This is a genomic window from Modicisalibacter muralis (genome assembly GCF_900102945.1).
Classification (GTDB): domain Bacteria; phylum Pseudomonadota; class Gammaproteobacteria; order Pseudomonadales; family Halomonadaceae; genus Modicisalibacter; species Modicisalibacter muralis.
Genome location: NZ_FNGI01000002.1, coordinates 180,375 through 199,627 on the forward strand (window position 1 = coordinate 180,375; position 19,253 = coordinate 199,627).

Consider the following 19,253-nt stretch of genomic DNA (forward strand, 5'->3'; position numbering starts at 1 on the left):
CGCCGTCCCGACTCTCCATCCGTCAATACGCGATTAAAGGGTCTCCGGTTCGGGCCGCGCGGTACCGGGGGCCTCGCTGCGCGGCGACCGTCCGCTCAATTCCTTCTGGAATAGCGACTGCAACTCGGCCATCGCCGCTTTCTCATTGGCCAACAGCGTCGCTTCATCGTTGCGATGCTCATAGGAGTCGACAAATAGCTGATTGTCGAAATCACGAAAAGTACGCACCGCGTCCAGCGCATTGGAACTGGGATAACCCACGCCCTTGAGCACTTCGTGACTCATTTCCATACTCGCCGCGAAGGTTTCGCGAACCACCGCATCGACACCGATTTCCATCAATTGCCAGGCATGATGCCGATTGCGGGCGCGAGCGTAGATCTTGAGCCGCGGAAAATGCATGCGCACCTGACGCGCGATCAGTGTGGCGGTGTCGGCATCGTCGACGGCGATGACCATCACCCGGGCCTGCTCGGCACCCGCCGCGCGCAGCAAGTCGAGCCGCGTGGCGTCAGCGTAGTAGATTCGCGAGCCAAAGCGACGAATGAACTCTACTTGGGTGATGTTGGGATCGAGTGCGGTGAAGTTGATGCCCTGGGTCTTTAGCACCCGCGCGACCATCTGACCGAAGCGCCCAAGGCCGGCGATCAGCACCGGCGGCGTGTCGTCGCCGAAATCGCCATCGAACGGCCGCTTGTCCTTGAAACGGTCGCCCAGGCGCTCGCCGCTGCGATACAGGAACGGCGTCAGTGCCATGGTCAACGTCACCGCGGCAATGCACAGGCTGGCGATACGCTGCTCGAACACCCCGGCGCTGACCGCTGCAGTCAGCAGCACGAAATCGAACTCGCCACCCTGAGCGATGACCGTGGCCAGGCGTGGAATTTCGCTGCGTGGTAGCCGCCCGACCACGCCCACCAGTGCGATGACCGCCAGCTTGGCGGCAAGCAACGCCACGCTGATGCCCAGCACCCACAGCAGATTGTCGTAGACCAGCGCGAGATTCACCGACATGCCCACGGCGATGAAGAACAGCCCCAGCAATAGCCCCTTGAATGGCTCGATATTGGCTTCGAGTTCATGACGATAGGCCGTGTCAGCGAGTAGCACGCCGCCCAGGAAAGCCCCCAGCGCCATCGACAGGCCGGCCCAATCCATCACCAGCGCCATGCCCAGCACCAGGAACAACGCGGCGGCGGTAAACACCTCATGCACTTCACTGCGCGCCACCAACGCCAACACACGCGGAAACACCAGCCGCCCAAAGACGATCGCGGCGACCACCATGCCCACCCCACGCAGCGCGGCCAACCAGGCATTGCCGGAGGCGGCACTGGCATCGCCGGCGAACAACGGCAGCAACGCCAGCAGCGGAATCACCGCCAGATCCTGGAAAAGCAGAACCGAGAACGCCGCCTGACCATGCGGCGTGGCGAGTTGGTGTCGCTCGTTGAGCACCTGCAAGGCAAACGCCGTCGACGACAGCGCCAGAATCATCCCCAGCAGAATCGCCACTTCCAGCGACAGTCCCAACGCCAGCCCGATGGGCGTCAGCAGCGCGCCACAGCCCAGCATTTGCAGGCTGCCCAGGCCGAACAGCCGCTTACGCAGCGCCCACAGTCGCGATGGCTCGAGTTCGAGGCCGATAATGAACAGCAGCATGACCACGCCGAACTCGGCGAAATGCAGCACGGCCTCGGGATCGGCGATAAAACCGCTGATCGACGGCCCGAGCATCAACCCGGCGGCCAGATAACCGAGTATCGAGCCCAGACCGAGGCGCTGGAAAAGCGGCACCACGAGGATCGCGGCACCCAACAATACGGCGGCTTCAACGAGAAAGTGCATGGTACGACGTTCCTTGCATGCTGATTTTACGGTTCGTCCGGCGACGCTTGGCGAAACGGCAACCGAGACAGGGCCTGGCGATGATAAGCCATGACGTAGTCACTCTCCTCGCGGCAGAAATGCGCCACCGCGCGGTGAAAGTCGGGATCCGCTATATGGTGCAACGAGCGCAGCAGACGTGGCGCGAAACCGCGCGTCAACTTGTGCTCGCCTTGCGTACCGGGATCGAAGCGCGTCAACCCATGGGCTAGACAATGCTCGACACCCTGGTAATAGCAGGTTTCGAAATGCAGGCAATCGGCCTCTACCTCGCTACCCCAATAGCGCCCGTATAGCGTCCTGTCGCCCTGCAGGCATAGCGCCGCCGCGACCGGCCGAGCGCCGAGTCGGGCCTGAATCAGCACCAGCGCATCCGGCATCGACTCGTGCAGGCGCTGAAAGAACTCGAACGCCAGATAAGGCCGCTGGCCGCGCTCCAGATAGGTCATTCGATAACAGCGGTAGAAATGCTCGAGCGCCGCCCGATCGATCTGCGACCCGCACAAGCGATGCAGCTCGAAACCCTGCTCGGCGACCCGGCGACGTTCGCGGCGAACTTCCTTGCGCCGCTTCGAGGTCATTGCCGCGAGAAACCCATCGAAGTCGCCGAAACTGCGATCCCGCCACTGGAACTGCACCGCATGACGTTCGATCAAGCGCGGCCTTGCCGCCCGCCAGGCATCGACCTCGGCATCCTCGGCGAACAATAGATGCCAGCTCGACAGGCTATCGTCGCAGCAGTGTTCGGCCAGCGCCTGGATCGATGCTTGCAGCGACCCATGGCGCTCGCCGCCCGGCGCCAGCAGCACGCGCGGTCCCGGTACCGGAGTAAAGGGAATCGCACTCAGTGCCTTGGGATAATAGTCGCCACCGGCACGCTCCCAGGCATCGGCCCAGGCCCAGTCGAAAACGTACTCACCATAGGAATGTGCCTTGTAATAACGCGGCAGCGCCGCGATCAATTCTCCATCCTGCCATACCGCTAGATGGCTGGGTGTCCAACCGCGTTGCTGCGTCACCGCCCCCGAGGCCTCGAGCGCGTAGAGAAACTCATGGCGCAGGAACGGCTGATCGGCGCCGACCAGCGCATTCCAGCACGTCGCATCAATGGCCTCGATGGCGGCTAGCGTCTGTACCTCGCAGCGCATCGCATCTCCCTGAGTTAGTCTGATGAGAGTCGTCTGACAAGAAGCTGCCGATAAAAACGGAACCTCTGAAAAACGTAGGCGAGGCTGTCACAGCAAGGCAAAAACAGGTGAAAAAGCGGAGTTTATATGTGAGTAAATGAGCATTATGAGCCTATTTTTAACGCCGCTGTGGCAGCGCAGGTAGTTTTTCAGAGGTTTCGAAATATCATGGTCATGATGACGAGACATACGCAAAGCACCGAGAATCGTGACAATAACGAGGATAGCGGCATGGGCATGGGCATGGGCATGGATATCGATAGCACAGCGACCGGCGAGCTCGACCGCCGCTTCGCGGCGCAGCGCCAGGCCTATCGCGACGACCCTTACCCGTCGCTTGCGAGCCGGCTCGAACGTCTTGCGCGCCTGGAGCGCATGACGCTGCATCACGCCGATGATATCGAACGCGCGATCGATCAGGATTTCGGCCATCGCTCGAAAGTCGAGACGCGCATGGCCGAGATCACCACGCTCAAGCAAGCGGTTCGCCATACCCGGCGCCACCTGAAGCGCTGGATGCGCGCCAAGCGAGCCGCCATCAACTGGCGCTTTTCGCCCGCCAGCGGGCAAGTTCACCGCCAGCCGCTCGGCGTGGTCGGGATCATCTCGCCCTGGAACTATCCCTGGAACCTGGCCATGCTGCCGGCGCTCGATGCACTGGCGGCGGGCAATCGGGTGATGATCAAGCCCAGCGAACTGACACCGGCGACGTCGCGCCTGATGGCCGAGCTCGCCGCGCGCTATTTCACCCCAGAAGAGCTATGCGTGATCACCGGCGACGCCGAGATCGGTCGCGCCTTCGCCAGCCTGCCCTTCGATCATCTGCTGTTCACCGGCTCGACCGAGGTGGGGCGTCAGGTCGCGCAGGCCGCTGCCGCCAACCTGACCCCGGTGACGCTGGAACTGGGCGGCAAATCGCCGGTAATCATCGATACCGGTGTCGACCTGGCCGACGCCGCGCGGCGTATCGCCTTCGGCAAGTGGCTCAACGCCGGCCAGACCTGCATCGCCCCGGATTACGTGCTGCTTCCCGAGCGCGACATGAAAGCGTTTGTCGAGGCACTCGAGATCACGGCCGCGCAGTTCTATCCCAATCCGGCCGCCAACAACGATGTCAGTGCGATCATCAGTCGGCGCCATCGTCAGCGGCTGATCGAGATACGCGACGAGGCGGAGAACCACGGCTGCCGGGTGCTCGAACTGGGCGCCGACGCCGAGCAACTCGAGGCCAGCGGCAAGCTGCCGCCGACCTTGGTGCTGAACCCGCACCGGGAACTGCGCGTGATGCGCGAGGAAGTCTTCGGCCCGCTACTGCCGGTGATCGGCGTCAAGGATCTCGACGCCGCGATCGCCTTCGTCAATGCCCGACCGCATCCGCTGGCGCTATACGCCTTCAGCGACGATCCAGCGAGCCGTGAACGGCTGCTGACGCAGACCACCTCGGGCGGCATGGTGATCAACGACACGCTGTGGCACGTCGCCCAGGAGGCCATGCCGTTCGGCGGGGTCGGCGCCAGTGGCAGCGGGGCCTATCATGGCGAACAGGGTTTTCTCACCTTCAGCCATCAGCGCAGCGTATTTCACCAATCGCGGCGCAACGGCACGACGCTGGCGTACCCGCCTTATCGGCGCTGGTTGTTGAAGCTGCTACGGGTGATTTAAAACGCGCTACTCACCGTTCAGGGCCTCGTCCAGCGTCAACAGCGCCGCCTGCCATGAAGCGGCATCGGCGGCGGGGTCGTAGCCCACCGGCAGCCCATACTCCTCGGCGACTGCGTCGGCATGGGGATTGCTGAAACCGTGTTCGGCACCGGGATAATTGGTGATCTCGACGCTAGCGCCCTGGGCCTCTAGCGTACTGGTCATCGCCAGCAGCGCATCGCGCTTGACCAGCGTATCCGCGGCGCCATTGTGAATCTCGACGATGCCATCGAAAGGCTGCGGCTGGGTCACCGCGCGGGTTGGGCTGCCGTGGAAGCTGATCGCCGCCTCGATCGGCATGCCGGCCAACGCCATGTTCATTACCACGCCGCCACCGAAGCAGTAACCGATCGCCGCCATGCTTTCGCCAGCCACCGCCGGATGCTGGCTGAGCTTGACCATCGCTGCCTCGAGTCGAGCGCGCGCCGCCGGCCAATCCTGCATCACCCGTTTGGAGAACGCCCCGGCTTCATCGGGGTGCTCGGTGGTCTTGCCGCCACCGTACATATCGACCGCCAGCGCCACGAAACCCAGTGCCGCGAGTTGATCGGCGCGGGCGCGGGCGTAGTCGTCGAGCCCCCACCATTCATGCACCACCAGCACCGCCGGACGCGGTTGGTCGTCGGCGATGTTGCGTGCCAGATAGCCCTGATAGGTTTCACCGCCGGTGGAATACTCGAATATCTCGCCCTTGACGCGCGGCCCCTCGACGACCTCTGCCTCGACGGCCGCCTGAACCAGGGGTTCGACCTCGGGCTGGACCTGATCCTGTGTCTGAACCTGGGATTGGACCTGCACCGGCGCATCGCCCTGAGCCAACACCGGCTCCATCAACAGAGCGGGGGCCAGGCACAGCAGCTTGAAAAGGCTTCGCATGCAACGCTCTCCTTGCTTGGCATATTCTCCCTTCAGCCTATCAGGAATCGCGAAACAACGCCTGATGAACCCGGTTACGGCCCTGACGCTTGGCGACATACAGCCCCATGTCGGCGCGGTGCATCAGGTCGTCAAGCGTCTCGCTGTCGAGACGCTCGGCGATCCCGAAACTGGCCGTAAAACTGAGCCATTCACCGTGAAATTCGACCCTGACATCCTCGAATTTCCTGCGCAGGCGCTCCGCCAGCACCGCCGATTCCTGTAGCGACTGCCCGCTCAGCACCAGCGCGAACTCCTCGCCGCCGATACGCCCGAAGATATCGTGAGAGCGCAAGGTACTGCGGCAAATCTCGCCCAGGCTGGCCAGCACCAGGTCGCCCGCCGCATGCCCCCAGGTGTCGTTGGTGGTCTTGAAATGGTCGATATCGAAGATCACCAGCGACAACCGCGATGGCATGCTGTCGCTGGATTCCAGGGTGGTTTTCAGACAACCCAGGAAGGCCCCGCGATTGAGCGCGCCGGTCAGGCTATCGGTGGTCGACAATTCATGCAGTTTCATCTCGCGCAGCTTGCGGTCGGTGATATCGCGAGAAACCGCCAGCAGCCACTCGTAGCGCCCACTGGCTGGATTGATATACGGCGAGCAATGCGTCTCCACCCAAACGTAATAGCCCTGGGCGTGACGCACCCGCAGCTCGAGTTGCAGATTGCTGCCCGCCCGCGAGGCTTCATGAATGCGACGTTGTATGCGTGGCGCGTCATCCGGCGGCAACAATTCGATCAGCGCCAGCGAATGCAGTTCCTCGGCAGTATAGCCAAGCACGTTGCTGACCGAAGGCGAGGCGAAACGACACAGTCCGTCGACATCGATTAGCGTGATCAGGTCGCTGACGTTCTCGACGATAAAGCGATAGCGACGTTCGCTCTCGGCCAGCGCCAATTGGGCTTGCTTGCGCAGCGTGACGTCCTCGCAGAAACCGTGCCAAAGGATACTGCCATCGGCCTCGCGCTCCGGCGTGGCATGACCATAGACCCATAACTGATGACCATCGGGGTGGCGGTAGCGGAATTCGTGGCGCCACACGCTCATGCGCAGCGCGCTGCGATGAATGCTGCGCCATAATGCGTCGGTATCGTCGGGATGAACGCGTTCGATGGCAGTCTGTGGATTGTCGACGATGGATGACGGCTGCAGGCCGAATAGGCGCTGCATGCCGGCGCTGACCAGTGGGAAATGCAACTGCCTGTCGGGCGTGAGCCGACATTGATAAAGCGTGCCCGGCACCTGTTCGCTAAGCTTTTCGAAACGCTCGAGCAGCGACTGGCGCCCGGTGACGTCGACCAGCGAGCCGACCAGCTCGGTGACTTCGCCACGGCCATCGCGATGCAGAACGATATCGTCCTGCAAATGATGCAGCGTGCCGTCGGTATGCCAGATCGTGTAATTGAGGCTGAGATGATCGGCGCCGTTACCACGCGCTTCATGCAGCCGAGCCAGAACGTCCTGGCGCGAATGGCTGGCGAGCAGTTCCAGCCAGCGGTGGGGGGCATCGCGCAGAGCTTGGCGTTCGAGGCCGCACAATGAATGCACGTTGACGCCCAGATAATGCAAACGCCCCTGCCACCAATCGAAATCCGTGGCGTAGACCACGGCGGGAGAAGCGCATAACAGCGCATCGAGAAAGCGCGGCAAAAGTTGCAGCGTCGATGATGCCGGCGGCATGTTCATTCGGTCCCCTAACGTCCCCTGTGCCGCTGCATGCCGCTTTTCTATCGATAATCGCTAGCGACTTTGCCCATTCGACTCAGTCCCCTTCACCCACCTGACCGGGTCGCGGATTCCGCAACGGCGTTCGCCCCATCAATTGCATCGTCGGTCGATATCGTTCGACCGATAACGCAGGCTTGCACCAACTCATGCAACTCACGCACGGATAACGGCACTCGCGCTGGCGTTACCTGACCTTCCCAGATAATCAGCAGCGCGGGCAGATCGCGGGTCTGGTCGACGCCCACGACCTGCCCCATGGACCGGCGCTGCGGATCGCGCAGTCGCGCGCCAATCAGATGATGTGCCTGTGCAACGCTATCATGCATGGCCGAGCCCGAAGTATTATTTGCTTATACGGTGAACTTTCGAGTCTAGCATACTCCCACGCCACCCCAACGTGGCCCGAAAAGACCCACCTGCCTGACAGCTTAGCAGCTTCGCCGCGCGGCTCACGGCGCTTTTTCCACGCTGGAAAACAAAAAGGTGCCCCAGAAGAGCACCCAGACATACTGACTTGCATTGAATACGTTAAATAAAGGGTGGCGCGCCGACTCGCAATTCCGTGCAAAGCCGTGAGTGCGCGAAGAAGTCTCGCCGGCGCACCACCACACCCGGGGGCATGGCGATCAGCCGGTGGCCTGCATGGCCAGCGCCGTATCCAGCATGCGGTTGGAAAAACCCCACTCGTTGTCATACCAGGCCATGACCTTGACCAAGCGACCATTGACGCGCGTGTGATTGGCGTCAAAAGTGGAAGAATGCGCGTCGTGATTGAAGTCGATGGACACCAGCGGCTGAGCGTTGACGGCCAGCACCGGCGAATTCGCCGCCGCCTGCTCGACGATGGCATTGACCTCTTCCTTGGTGGTATCGCGGCTGGCGGTGAACACCAGGTCCACCAGCGAGACGTTGATCACCGGCACACGCACCGCCAGGCCATCGAACTTGCCGGCAAGTTCCGGTAGCACCAGTCCGACCGCTGCAGCGGCGCCGGTCTTGGTCGGAATCATCGACTGGGTGGCACTGCGCGCGCGGTACGGATCCTTGTGATAGACGTCCGAGAGGTGCTGGTCGTTGGTATAGGCATGCACGGTGGTCATCAAGCCGCTGTCGATGCCGAGCGCATCGTTCAGCGCCTTGGCCACCGGCGCCAGGCAGTTGGTGGTGCAGGACGCATTGGAAACCACGCGATGCTCGGCGGTCAGTACCCGGTCATTGACGCCGTAAACGATGGTGGCATCGGCATCCGGGCTGGGCGCCGAGATCAGCACCCGCTGGGCGCCGGCAGCGAGGTGTTGAGCGGCAGCTTCGCGCTTGGTGAATAGCCCGGTGCACTCCATCACCAGGTCGATCCTGAGCTTGTCCCATGGCAGCTGGCTCGGATCGCGCTGGGCGAAGATACTGATGCGATCGCCGTCGACACTCAGCGTCTCCTCGTCGTGTTCGATACGGTAGCCGAAGTGGCCATGCACGCTGTCGTGCTTGAGCAGGTGAGCGTTCAGCTTGGGATCGCCAAGGTCGTTGATCGCGACCACCTGAATGCGATCGCGATAATCGTTCTCGTAGAGCGCCCGCAACACGTTGCGCCCGATACGTCCAAAACCGTTGATGGCGATACGCAGTGTCATGGTGGCCTCCTCTTGTTCAATTGACCCGACTGTCGGAAACGAAGTGGCGACCACATTCTCTGCGGCTATCGATGCTTCAGCGATTCGCTATCGACGCTCAGGAGGCAGTCGCGATGAAAAAATCCTACGCTTTAGCCACAATTTGGCCCAAAGGATGACGACATTCAAGGTATTTTTTTGCTAAATTTACACACATATTCCTCGAAATAGCCAAAGAGGTTGCCCCATGACCATCCATGACCGCGTGTCCGAAGTGACCCAGCGCATCCGTGATCGCTCCAGCGAACGGCGCGCCCTCTATGAGCGCCACATGCAGGATCAACACCGTCGCGGCGTGCATCGTGGCGAACTGTCATGCGGCAACCTGGCACATGGCTTCGCCGCCTGCGGCTCCCAGGACAAGAACCGGCTGAAGATGATGAGCAGCGCCAATCTGGGAATAGTTTCGTCATATAACGACATGCTCTCCGCTCATCAGCCGTTGGCCCCTTTCCCCGACATCATCAAGGACGCCGCTCGCGCCATGGGCTCCACCGCGCAGTTCGCCGGCGGTGTCCCGGCGATGTGCGATGGCGTCACCCAGGGCCAGCCGGGGATGGAGCTATCGCTGTTCTCGCGCGACGTGATCGCCATGGCCACCGCCGTGGCGCTGTCGCATAACATGTTCGACGCCGCACTGTATCTGGGTATCTGCGACAAGATCGTGCCGGGGCTGTTCATCGGCGCCGCGCGCTTCGGCCACCTGCCGGCGATCTTCGTGCCCGGCGGGCCGATGACCAGCGGCCTGCCCAACAGCGAAAAGGCCCGCGTGCGTCAGCTATATACCGAAGGCAAGGTGGGCCGCGATGAACTGCTCGAAGCCGAATCGCAGTCCTATCACAGCCCCGGTACCTGTACCTTCTATGGCACCGCCAACTCCAACCAGTTGATGATGGAGATAATGGGCCTGCACCTGCCGGGCGCCTCGTTCGTCAACCCCAATACCCCGCTGCGCGAGGCACTGACCCGCTACGCCGCCGAGCAGGCGATACGCAACACCGAACCCGCCGGTAACTACCGGCCGTTCTGGCAACAGATCGACGAGAAGGCGATCGTCAACGCCATGGTCGGCCTGCTAGCCTCGGGCGGCTCGACCAATCACACCCTGCATCTGGTCGCGATGGCCGGCGCGGTGGGCCTGACCATTACCTGGGACGACTTCACCGAGCTATCCGCCGTGGTGCCGAGCCTGACCCGCATCTATCCCAACGGCCAGGCCGACGTGAACCACTTCCAGGCCGCCGGCGGCATGAGCTTGCTGACCCGCGAGCTACTCGGGGCCGGGCTAATCCACGGCGATATTCCCAGCGTGTTTGGCGGCGATCTGAGCGATTACACCAAGGAACCGTTTCTCGACGACGGCGAGTTGGTCTGGCGCGAAGGTCCCACCGAAAGCCTCGACCCCGACGTGCTGCGCCCGGTGGCCAACCCGTTCTCGCCGACCGGCGGCCTGACCGTGCTCGACGGCAACCTGGGGCGTGGCGTCATCAAGATTTCCGCGGTCAAGCCCGAGCATCGCCAGGTCGAAGCGCCGGTGCGCTTGTTCAGCGATCAGAACCAGCTCAAGGCCGCCTTCGATGCCGGCGAGCTGAACAAGGATGTCGTGGTGGTGGTGCGTTTCCAGGGCCCACGCGCCAACGGCATGCCGGAGCTACACAAGCTGACGCCCTATCTCGGCGTGCTTCAGGATCGCGGCTACAAGGTGGCGCTGGTCACCGATGGGCGCATGTCCGGCGCTTCCGGCAAGGTGCCGGCGGCCATCCATATCACCCCCGAAGCAGTCGACGGCGGCCCGCTGGCCCGCCTCAAGGAGGGTGACGTGGTGCGCCTGGATGCCGACAAGGGCGAACTGGTGGCGCTGGTCGATGATGCCGAGTGGCAGGCCCGCCAATTGGCCGATGGTGATATCGAGGACTACCGCTACGGCCTGGGGCGCGAGCTGTTCGCCGGTTTCCGTAGTCTGGTCGGTGGCGCCGAGGACGGCGCGGCGGTGTTCGGCGGTTTCGAAGCGCAGGATCTGGGCTCCCCCGAGGGCACTCGCAAGCACAAGGAAACCCAGGCATGACGCGACCGGCGCTGATCGGCGATATCGGCGGCACCAATGCCCGTTTCGCGCTGGTGACGCCGGGTGAGTTCGACCTGCGCGACATTCAGACGCTGCCCTGCGCCGACTATGCGACGCTCGAAGACGCCGTCCGGGATTATCTGACCCGCGCCGGCGCCACCGGCGAGTTGGCCCCCCGCGAGGCCTGCCTGGCCTTTGCCTGCCCGGTGCACGACGACGACGTGCGCATGACCAACAATGCCTGGCGCTTCTCCAAGCGCCAGGTGCAGGAGGCGCTGGGGTTAGAGCTATTCAAGGTGATCAACGACTTCACCGCTCAGGCGCTGGGCGTGCCGCACGTCGGCAAGGACGAACGCGTGGCGATCGGCGACGGCCAGGCCGAGCCCCGCCGTGCCTGCCTGGTCATCGGACCCGGCACCGGGCTCGGCGTGGCCGGGCTGTTTCCTGGCCAGCACGACTGGATTCCCTTGCCTACCGAAGGCGGCCATGTGACCTTCGCGCCCACCGACGAGCGCGAGCAGAACCTGCTGCGCTATTTTCGTAGCCGCTACGGCCGCGTTTCGGTCGAGCGCCTGCTGTGCGGCCAAGGGTTGCTCGACCTGTATCGCGCGCACGCCTCGCTCAAGGGCGCCAACCCGCGCTATAACTCACCCGCCGAGGTCACCGGCGCGGCGCGCGCCGGCGACGGCATCGCCGAGGATAGCGTGCTGCGCTTTCTGAAGATTCTCGGCGACGTGTGCGGCGACACGGCGTTGACCATCGGCGCGCGCGGTGGCATCTATCTATGCGGCGGTATCCTGCCGCGCTTGCTCGACTGGTTGCCGCGCAGTCGCTTTCGCGAAGCCTTCGCCGACAAGGGCCGCATGAGCGCTTACAATGCCAGCATCCCCATCTGGGTGGTCACCGCGCCCTGGACCGGGTTGCTGGGGGCCGCCGAAGCACTGCACAACGAGGAGGTCACATGATCCCACCATCCCTGCGTCAATTGCTGGACGCCACCCAAGGCCAACGTCAGGCCGAGTGGGCTGGGCGCCGGGTGTGGCTGGCGCGCGAAGCGTGGGGTGAACTGGCGGTATCGCTGCAGGGCGCGCAGGTGCTTCATTTTGCGCCGAGCGGTGACGATGGCTGGCTGTGGGTGACGCCCACGCCGCAGGGCCTTCCCGGCGCGATCCGCGGCGGCATTCCGCTGTGCTGGCCGTGGTTCGCCGATGAAAAATTCGCCGACGAGTCGCCGGACCGCTCGGGGCCGATGCACGGCACGGCGCGCAAGGCCGATTGGCGCCTCGACGCCGTCGACGAACACGAGGATGGCGTCGAGTTGCATCTCTCCCCCGAGACGCGCCTGCACGAACAGCTCACTCCGCGCGCGGTGATCCAGGCCAACGCCCGGCGCCTGCATGTCGAACTGATTACCGAGCATCGCGGCGAGACGCCGATCAAATATACCGGCGCGCTGCATACGTATTTCAGCGTGGCGCACAGCCATCGCTGCAAGGTCGAAGGCCTGGCCGGTGCGCGCTATCTCGACAAGCTCAAGGATTTCGCCGAGAGCGTACAACAAGGCGAGCCGGGTATTCGCGGCGCCACCGACCGCATCTATCAGTCGAATCGTGAGGTGGTGCTCGACGATGGTCAGCGTCGCCTGCGCATCGCCAAGCAAGGCAGCGACTCCACGGTGGTCTGGCACCCCGACGACGAACTGCCCGCCGATACCCCGACCGAGGTCGGTCATCGCTTCGTCTGCGTCGAAGCCGCCTGCACGCGCCTCGATCCCGTCTGGCTGGTGCCCGGCGCACAGCATTTGTTGGCCACCACCATCAGCCGCGAGGCAAGCCAATGAACGTAAGCGACGCTGGACCGGTCTTCGACGTGCCTTTTCTGCTGGGCATGATGCGTCTGCATGAATCCCATGAGTTGCAGGAGCCCGACCGCCTGGCCGATTGGATCGAGGCGCGCCTCGACGACGGCCTGCACTGGTTCGATCATGCCGATATCTATGGCGACCGCCAAGGCGAGACGCTGTTCGGCCGGGCCTTGAAGAAGCGCCCGGCGCTGAAGACCCGCGTCAGGATCGTCACCAAGGCGGGCATCGTGCTACCGGCGCGCGATGATTCGGGTTTCGAGGTCAAGCATTACGACACCTCGCCGGTCTACCTCAATGCCGCCATCGATGCCGCCCTCGCCCGGCTGGGTGTCGAGCGCCTGGAGCATTTCCTGATTCATCGCCCCGATCCGTTGATGGATGTCGCCGCCACCGCCGAGGCGCTGGACGACGCCATCGATGCCGGCAAGGTCGGCGCCGTCGGCGTCTCCAACTTCCTGCCCGAGCAATGGCGGCATCTGCAGCGCGCCATGCGTCATCGACTCGGCGCCCATCAGCTCGAACTGTCGTTGGCACGCCCCGAGCCGTTGTTCGATGGTCTCTATGAGGCACTGATCAACGATGGCCAGCAGCCCTTGGCCTGGTCGCCGATGGGCGGTGGCTCGGTATTCGAGGATGTGCTGGGCTCGGCCCTGGAGCGCCTGGCGAGCGATTTCGATGTCAGCTCCGCGGGGCTGGCATTGGCCTGGCTGCGTCGCCTGCCCGGCCAGCCGGTGCCGGTGGTCGGCACGCTCAAGGAAAGACGCATCGGCGAGTTGGTACACGATAGCGCCCTGACACTGGATCGGGCGACCTGGTTCGCCCTGCTCGAAGAGGCGCGCAGCCAGCGCGTGGCCTGACGCCGCCGCATCTCGCCAAGCGGGAATCGCCAGCGACCGCGCCAGTCGGGAGCCAAGTTGAGAAGTTAAGCTGAGAAACCGAGCTGACACGATTCACTCAATCGCCAAGTCAAACGCCCCCATTCGACAACAACAGGAACCCGTGCATGTTCCAACTCACCCGTAGTGTCACTTGGCAGGCTCTTGAGCGCCTGCGTCGCGAGACCGCCGATGAGCGCATTCGCGATTACTTCACCCACGATGGGCAGCGCTTCGAGAAGATGAGCCTACGCGTCGGTGGCCTGTTTCTCGATTACTCCAAGCACCCGATTTCCGATGCGGTGCTCGCCAAGCTGATCGAGCTGGCCAACCATTCGGCGCTCGTGCAGCGTCGCGCGCAGATGTTCTCCGGCGATATCATCAACGTCACCGAAAATCGTCCGGTACTGCACACCGCGCTGCGCAATCTCGGCGACGAGCCGGTAATGGTCGACGGCCAGGACGTGATGCCCGAGATCCAGCGCACCCGCGAGCAGATTCGCGCCTTTTCCGAGGCGGTACGCGACGGTAGCTGGAAGGGCTATAGCGGCAAGCACATTCGCGATGTCGTCAATATCGGCATCGGTGGCTCGGACCTGGGGCCCAACATGGCCTGCCGCGCGCTGCTCAAGCATCGCCATGCCCAGCTCAATTTCCACTTCGTCTCCAACGTCGACGGCGCGCACATCCAGAAGGTACTGCGCAGCCTCGATCCCGCCACCACGCTGTTCATCGTCTCGACCAAGACGTTCTCCACCCAGGAGACGCTGCTCAACGCCAAGACAGCGCGCCGCTGGTTCCTCGACAACGCCGGCGAGGATGCCGACGTCGGCGCGCATTTCATCGCCGCGTCGACCAATCGCAAGGCCGCGATGGAATTCGGTATCCGCGAGGAGAACGTCTTCGAGTTCTGGGCCTGGGTCGGCGGACGCTACTCGATGTGGTCGTCGATCGGCCTGCCGATTGCGCTATCGATCGGCTTCGAGGGCTTCATGGAGTTGCTCGAAGGCGCCTACCAGATGGATCGTCATTTCATCGAAGCCCCGCTGGATAGCAACATGCCGGTGCTGATGGCACTGATCGGCATCTGGCACATCAACTTCATGGGCGCCGAGACCCAAGCCATCGTGCCCTACGATCAGGCACTGCATCAGTTGCCATCGTTCCTGCAACAACTCGACATGGAATCCAACGGCAAGTCGGTGGACATCTTCGGCCACCCGGTGGATTACAAGACCGGACCGATCGTCTGGGGTCAGACCGGTTCCAATGGCCAGCATGCGTTCTTCCAGTTGCTGCATCAGGGCACGCGCTACGTGCCCATCGACTTCATCGCCTCGCTGAAGCCCGAGCCCGGCGTCGAGGAGCACCACTTCGCGCTGCTCACCAACATGCTGGCCCAGGCCAACGCCTTCATGGAGGGCAGCCAGGGGGTGAGCAATGACAGCCAGCTCGACCCCTATAGCTGCCCCGGCAATCGCCCTTCCAGCACCCTGCTGCTTGACGAACTGACGCCACGCAATCTCGGCGCGCTGATCGCACTCTACGAGCACAAGGTGTTCGTTCAGGGGGTGATCTGGAACATCAACTCCTTCGATCAGTGGGGCGTCCAGTTGGGCAAGCGCATCGCCGGCGAGATCAGCGAGCGCATCGACGAACGCACCCAGGATTTCGACGCCTCGACGCAGGGCTTGCTGGCATTGGTTCGCCAGCATTTCCCGGCCCATCAAGCGCCTCGGCAAGGCGCGAGCGACGCAAGCAAGAAGGCAAAGAAACCGCCAAAGCGCCCAGCCACCAGCAAGGATTCGCGCTCATGACCCCGGTCGTCGCCTTCGGCGAGGCGCTCGTCGATATGCTCTCAAGCCGCCTGGGCGCTGCTCGTGGACCGGAAACCTTCACCCCTTACGCCGGTGGCGCACCCGCCAATGTCGCGGTGGCCTGCGCGCGCCTCGGCGTGCCCAGCCGTTTTCTGGGCATGGTCGGCAATGATCGCTTCGGCGCTTTCCTGATCGACGAAATGCGTGCCCACGGCGTCGATACGTCCGGCGTGGTGACCACGGACGAGGCGCGCACCGCGCTGGCGTTCGTCTCGCGGGACTCAAGCGGCGAGCGCACCTTCGATTTCTATCGACCGCCGGCGGCGGATCTGCTCTACCGTCTCGAACATCTGCCGGCCGGCGTCTTCGCCAAGCCCGCCATCGTGCATCTGTGCAGCAATAGCCTGACCGAAGAGGCCATCGCCGACACCACCCTGGCACTGGCCGAACTCGCCAACCGCTCGGGGAGTCTGGTCAGCGTCGATGCCAACCTGCGCCACAACCTGTGGCCGAATGGCCAGGTCGATATCGGCCGCGCCACCGCGTTGCTCGATTGTGCCCAGCTGGTCAAATTGTCACGCGAGGAAGTCGAGGCGCTGCGCGGCGATCACCCGGTCGATGCCTGGCTCAGCCAGCGCCTGGCCGCGGGAGTGCGACTGATCGTGATTACCGACGGACCTGGCCCGGTGCAGGTTCATAGGCTGGGACAGCGCCTGGAGATTGTGCCGCCGCCGGTCAAGGCAGTGGATACTACCGCCGGCGGCGATGCCTTTATTGGCGGGCTACTGGCGATCCTCGCCGAAGCCGGCGTCGATGCCGCCGGCTTCGCCGGCTGGTGCGAGGATAGCGAGCGCATCGAGAACGCAGTGAGCGTCGCCTGTCGCTGTGGCGCGCATGCCGTTACCCGACCCGGCGCCTACGCGGCGTTGCCGTCGCGCGAGGATCTCGACACGCTCAGGGCATCGGTCAGAGACTAGCCAGGCGCTGCGTCAACCAGGCGGCGATATCGGCGACCTGCTCGGGGCACAGCGAATGCGCCATCGGGTAGCTGCGATAGTTGGCCGCCAGACCCATGTCCCTGGCGCGCTCGAAGCCCTCGCGACCCAGCGATTCGGGCACCACCGGGTCGTGAGTGCCGTGATGCACCTCGACGCTCAGCTCTCGGTTGGCCGGTGACAGTTCGATGCTTCCCGCCGTGGCGAAATACGTCGACATCGCCAGCAAGCCGGCCAACGGCTCGGGATGACTCAGTGCCGCCTGATAAGCCACGGCGCCGCCTTGCGAGAAACCGGCGACGACGATGCGCCGGCTGTCGATACCCGCGGCGCGCTGCGCGTCGATCAACGCATACACGCGCTGCGCCGAGGCCTGCAACTGAACCTCGTCGATCTGGCGGGCCAAGTTCATCTCCAGTATGTCGTACCAGGACGGCATCAGCATGCCGCCGTTGACGGTCACCGGCCGCCTCGGTGCGTGCGGCAGCACGAAGCGCACCGCCATATGAGGGGGCAATTGCAGGGCCGGAACCAGCGGTTCGAAATCATGACCATCGGCGCCCAGTCCATGCAGCAGAATCACCGCGGCATCGGCCGGGCGGCCATTGGTGGGCTCGATCACCAGGGGCTTGATCGAGGGCTCGGAGATAGACATACGATCGTTCCTTACACAGAGACAGGGGCGAAGAGGCTTGGCTGTGAGCGGCGAGTCTAACCCATCGCTGCCCGCTTTCTAAAATGGCCAGAATAGCGGAATCAGCGCCAACGCCACGATCCCGACCAGCACATTGAGCAGCCCGCCCACGCGCGCGAAGTCGCCGAAGCGGTAGCCGCCCGGGCCATAGACCATCAGGTTGGTCTGATAGCCGATCGGCGTAAGGAAACTCGACGAGGCGGCGAACATTACCGCGATGGCGAATGGCATAACACTGACGCCCAAGGTTTCGGCGCCGGCGGTGACGATGGGAAAGCTGATCACCGCCGCCGCGTTGTTGGTCACCACCTCGGTCAGCAGCGCGACCAGAATGTAGGCGCCAATCAATAGCAGATAAGGCTGGTTGCCGGCCAGCGACAAGGCCTGGCTGGCAATCGTCGTCGCCGCGCCGGAGCTTTCCAGCGACGCCCCCAGGCCGAACGAGGCGGCGATGGTCAGCAGTACCTGGGTGTCCAGTCCGCGCTTGGCGGCGCCGATCGTGCAGCAGCCGGTGAGTACCGCCAGCGCCGCGCCGAGCATTGCCGCATTGAGAATGCTGAGGACACCGAACGTCGCCAACCCGACCACGCCAGCGAGTATGCTCCAGGCCAACCAGGCCTTGTCGTGATTGGGACGCGCCTGGCCGTTGACCTGGCTGATCAGCAGGAAGTCCCGCGACTGGCGATGACGCTCGATGAACGGTGGGCGCGCCTCCAGCAACAGCACGTCGGCGGGCTGCAGGCGAATCTGGCCGAGATTGCCGGCGACCCGCTCGCCGTTACGGCACACCGCCAGCACTGCGGCGCCGTACAGGGTACGAAAGTGGCCCTCGCGGATGCGCTGGCCGATGAACTGACATTGATCGGAGACCACCGCCTCGACCAGACGCCGCTCGCGATAGTCCTTGTTCAGGCTCGACTCGCCCAGGCTGGAGGGCTGCAGGCCGCGAATCTGCTGCAGCTCGATAGCCGCCTCGGTGGTACCTGCGAATACCAGCCGGTCGCCTTCCTTGAGGCGCTCGCCCGGTCCCACCACACTGACGATATTGCCGGCGCGCTCGATCTCGACCAGGAAGAGGCCATCGAGGTGACGCAAGCCCGCCTGCTGCACGGTCTTGTCGACGATCGGCCCGTCGCGGGCGACTTCCATCTCGATGGTGAATTCGCGCGGGTTGTCGAACGCCTGGGCCAGACCACGCCGTTCGGGCAGCAGCCAGCGGCTGGCCAGTAGCAGATAGGCCAGCCCGATCAGCGCCACCGGCACGCCGACCCAGGCGATATCGAACAGGCCCAGTTCCAACTCAGGGTAGTTGTCGCCGAGCAACCCGCTGACCACCAGGTTGGTGCTGGTGCCCATCAGCGAGCAGGTGCCGCCGAGAATCGTGGCGAAACTGAGCGGCATCAGAAAACGATGCACCGGCAGCCCAAGCCGCCGGCTCCAGGACATCACGGCGGGAATGTACGTCGCCACGACCGGGGTATTGTTGATGAAGGCGCTGAGCGCCGATACCGGGATCAACAGCCGCGCCTGAGCGGCAGCTTCGCTGCGCGGGCGCCCCAGTACATAGCGGATGATGATATCGATGCCGCCGGTTTCACGGATGCTGACGACCAGCACGTACATGAAGGCGACAGTGAACAAGCCACTGTTGGAAAAACCGCTCAATGCCTGATCGGCATCGATGACGCCCAGCGTCAGCAACGCCACCACCCCACCCAGCAGGATGATATCGGGGCCGATGCGCGTGGTTGCCATCAGCACAAAGGTGACGGCGACGGTAGCTAGCGTTATCCAGGCATCGAGGGGCATGGCGGTCCTGCGGCATGAAAAGTTCAACACCGCATTTTGACCGCC

15 protein-coding genes are annotated in these 19,253 nt (G+C 63.6%); 7 read left to right on the top strand and 8 right to left on the bottom strand.

What is annotated here, in order from left to right; translation table 11 throughout:
* Nucleotides 1-33: 33 nt before the first annotated feature.
* Together BLR92_RS05460 and BLR92_RS05465 are read right to left on the bottom strand one after the other, a co-directional pair.
* Nucleotides 34-1,848: a monovalent cation:proton antiporter-2 (CPA2) family protein gene (locus tag BLR92_RS05460; protein WP_089726325.1), complete on the bottom strand. Its 1,815-nt coding sequence runs from the start codon at nucleotides 1,846-1,848 to the stop codon at nucleotides 34-36.
* A gap of 26 nt (nucleotides 1,849-1,874) precedes the next feature.
* Nucleotides 1,875-3,035, bottom strand: a complete 1,161-nt coding sequence (locus BLR92_RS05465; RefSeq protein WP_089726327.1) for a GNAT family N-acetyltransferase — start codon at nucleotides 3,033-3,035, stop codon at nucleotides 1,875-1,877.
* Nucleotides 3,036-3,248: 213 nt separating this feature from the next.
* On the opposite strand from BLR92_RS05465, the gene BLR92_RS05470 reads away from it, so the two are divergent.
* On the top strand, nucleotides 3,249-4,736 hold the full coding sequence (locus BLR92_RS05470) for a coniferyl aldehyde dehydrogenase (RefSeq protein ID WP_245704116.1): 1,488 nt from the start codon (nucleotides 3,249-3,251) through the stop codon (nucleotides 4,734-4,736).
* A 6-nt stretch (nucleotides 4,737-4,742) separates the two neighbouring features.
* Here BLR92_RS05470 and BLR92_RS05475 read toward each other — a convergent pair whose 3' ends face one another.
* The 4 genes from BLR92_RS05475 to gap all read right to left on the bottom strand — a co-directional run bounded on the left by BLR92_RS05475 (nucleotide 4,743) and on the right by gap (nucleotide 9,050).
* Entirely contained in the window at nucleotides 4,743-5,651 is a 909-nt protein-coding gene (locus BLR92_RS05475; RefSeq protein ID WP_245704117.1) for a dienelactone hydrolase family protein, read from the bottom strand.
* Nucleotides 5,652-5,691: 40 nt separating this feature from the next.
* A complete protein-coding gene (locus BLR92_RS05480; RefSeq protein ID WP_089726330.1) occupies nucleotides 5,692-7,380 on the bottom strand; it encodes a sensor domain-containing diguanylate cyclase in 1,689 nt (562 codons plus the stop codon).
* Between the two features lie 86 nt (nucleotides 7,381-7,466).
* On the bottom strand, nucleotides 7,467-7,748 hold the full coding sequence (locus tag BLR92_RS05485; protein ID WP_089726333.1) for a hypothetical protein: 282 nt from the start codon (nucleotides 7,746-7,748) through the stop codon (nucleotides 7,467-7,469).
* A 300-nt stretch (nucleotides 7,749-8,048) separates the two neighbouring features.
* Nucleotides 8,049-9,050 carry a type I glyceraldehyde-3-phosphate dehydrogenase gene (gene gap, locus BLR92_RS05490; protein WP_089726335.1) on the bottom strand — a complete coding sequence of 334 codons (1,002 nt, stop codon included), beginning with the start codon at nucleotides 9,048-9,050 and terminating at the stop codon, nucleotides 8,049-8,051.
* A gap of 226 nt (nucleotides 9,051-9,276) precedes the next feature.
* Between gap and edd the strand changes: the two genes are divergently transcribed.
* The 6 genes from edd (at nucleotide 9,277) to BLR92_RS05520 (ending at nucleotide 16,687) form a co-directional block, all read left to right on the top strand.
* A complete protein-coding gene (edd, locus tag BLR92_RS05495) occupies nucleotides 9,277-11,154 on the top strand; it encodes a phosphogluconate dehydratase (RefSeq protein ID WP_089726338.1) in 1,878 nt (625 codons plus the stop codon).
* Nucleotides 11,151-12,119: a glucokinase gene (gene glk / locus BLR92_RS05500; RefSeq protein WP_089726340.1), complete on the top strand. Its 969-nt coding sequence runs from the start codon at nucleotides 11,151-11,153 to the stop codon at nucleotides 12,117-12,119. Before edd ends, glk begins: the two co-directional genes overlap by 4 nt.
* The gene (locus BLR92_RS05505) at nucleotides 12,116-12,994 is read left to right on the top strand and encodes a D-hexose-6-phosphate mutarotase (protein WP_089726341.1); all 879 of its coding nucleotides are present in this window, start codon (nucleotides 12,116-12,118) and stop codon (nucleotides 12,992-12,994) included. The genes glk and BLR92_RS05505 overlap by 4 nt, the downstream gene beginning before the upstream one ends.
* A complete protein-coding gene (locus tag BLR92_RS05510; RefSeq protein ID WP_089726343.1) occupies nucleotides 12,991-13,875 on the top strand; it encodes an aldo/keto reductase in 885 nt (294 codons plus the stop codon). Before BLR92_RS05505 ends, BLR92_RS05510 begins: the two co-directional genes overlap by 4 nt.
* A 146-nt stretch (nucleotides 13,876-14,021) precedes the next feature.
* Nucleotides 14,022-15,710, top strand: coding sequence for a glucose-6-phosphate isomerase (gene pgi / locus BLR92_RS05515; RefSeq protein ID WP_089726344.1), 1,689 nt, complete (start codon nucleotides 14,022-14,024; stop codon nucleotides 15,708-15,710).
* Complete coding sequence (locus tag BLR92_RS05520; RefSeq protein WP_089726345.1) at nucleotides 15,707-16,687, top strand: carbohydrate kinase family protein; 981 nt, start codon at nucleotides 15,707-15,709, stop codon at nucleotides 16,685-16,687. The genes pgi and BLR92_RS05520 overlap by 4 nt, the downstream gene beginning before the upstream one ends.
* On the opposite strand, the gene BLR92_RS05525 is transcribed toward BLR92_RS05520, so the two are convergent.
* Together BLR92_RS05525 and BLR92_RS05530 are read right to left on the bottom strand one after the other, a co-directional pair.
* Nucleotides 16,677-17,360 carry an alpha/beta hydrolase gene (locus BLR92_RS05525; RefSeq protein ID WP_089726347.1) on the bottom strand — a complete coding sequence of 228 codons (684 nt, stop codon included), beginning with the start codon at nucleotides 17,358-17,360 and terminating at the stop codon, nucleotides 16,677-16,679. The genes BLR92_RS05520 and BLR92_RS05525 overlap by 11 nt on opposite strands.
* Before the next feature lie 78 nt (nucleotides 17,361-17,438).
* The gene (locus tag BLR92_RS05530; RefSeq protein WP_089726349.1) at nucleotides 17,439-19,208 is read right to left on the bottom strand and encodes an SLC13 family permease; all 1,770 of its coding nucleotides are present in this window, start codon (nucleotides 19,206-19,208) and stop codon (nucleotides 17,439-17,441) included.
* Between the last annotated feature and the right edge of the window lie 45 nt (nucleotides 19,209-19,253).

What these genes read in the sequence shown, in the direction of transcription:
- BLR92_RS05460 (WP_089726325.1), bottom strand. Translation starts at nt 1,848, where the DNA reads ATGCACTTTCTCGTTGAAGCCGCCGTATTGTTGGGTGCCGCGATCCTC.
- BLR92_RS05465 (WP_089726327.1), bottom strand. Translation starts at nt 3,035, where the DNA reads ATGCGCTGCGAGGTACAGACGCTAGCCGCCATCGAGGCCATTGATGCG.
- BLR92_RS05470 (WP_245704116.1), top strand. Translation starts at nt 3,249, where the DNA reads ATGATGACGAGACATACGCAAAGCACCGAGAATCGTGACAATAACGAG.
- BLR92_RS05475 (WP_245704117.1), bottom strand. Translation starts at nt 5,651, where the DNA reads ATGCGAAGCCTTTTCAAGCTGCTGTGCCTGGCCCCCGCTCTGTTGATG.
- BLR92_RS05480 (WP_089726330.1), bottom strand. Translation starts at nt 7,380, where the DNA reads ATGAACATGCCGCCGGCATCATCGACGCTGCAACTTTTGCCGCGCTTT.
- BLR92_RS05485 (WP_089726333.1), bottom strand. Translation starts at nt 7,748, where the DNA reads ATGCATGATAGCGTTGCACAGGCACATCATCTGATTGGCGCGCGACTG.
- gap (WP_089726335.1), bottom strand. Translation starts at nt 9,050, where the DNA reads ATGACACTGCGTATCGCCATCAACGGTTTTGGACGTATCGGGCGCAAC.
- edd (WP_089726338.1), top strand. Translation starts at nt 9,277, where the DNA reads ATGACCATCCATGACCGCGTGTCCGAAGTGACCCAGCGCATCCGTGAT.
- glk (WP_089726340.1), top strand. Translation starts at nt 11,151, where the DNA reads ATGACGCGACCGGCGCTGATCGGCGATATCGGCGGCACCAATGCCCGT.
- BLR92_RS05505 (WP_089726341.1), top strand. Translation starts at nt 12,116, where the DNA reads ATGATCCCACCATCCCTGCGTCAATTGCTGGACGCCACCCAAGGCCAA.
- BLR92_RS05510 (WP_089726343.1), top strand. Translation starts at nt 12,991, where the DNA reads ATGAACGTAAGCGACGCTGGACCGGTCTTCGACGTGCCTTTTCTGCTG.
- pgi (WP_089726344.1), top strand. Translation starts at nt 14,022, where the DNA reads ATGTTCCAACTCACCCGTAGTGTCACTTGGCAGGCTCTTGAGCGCCTG.
- BLR92_RS05520 (WP_089726345.1), top strand. Translation starts at nt 15,707, where the DNA reads ATGACCCCGGTCGTCGCCTTCGGCGAGGCGCTCGTCGATATGCTCTCA.
- BLR92_RS05525 (WP_089726347.1), bottom strand. Translation starts at nt 17,360, where the DNA reads ATGTCTATCTCCGAGCCCTCGATCAAGCCCCTGGTGATCGAGCCCACC.
- BLR92_RS05530 (WP_089726349.1), bottom strand. Translation starts at nt 19,208, where the DNA reads ATGCCCCTCGATGCCTGGATAACGCTAGCTACCGTCGCCGTCACCTTT.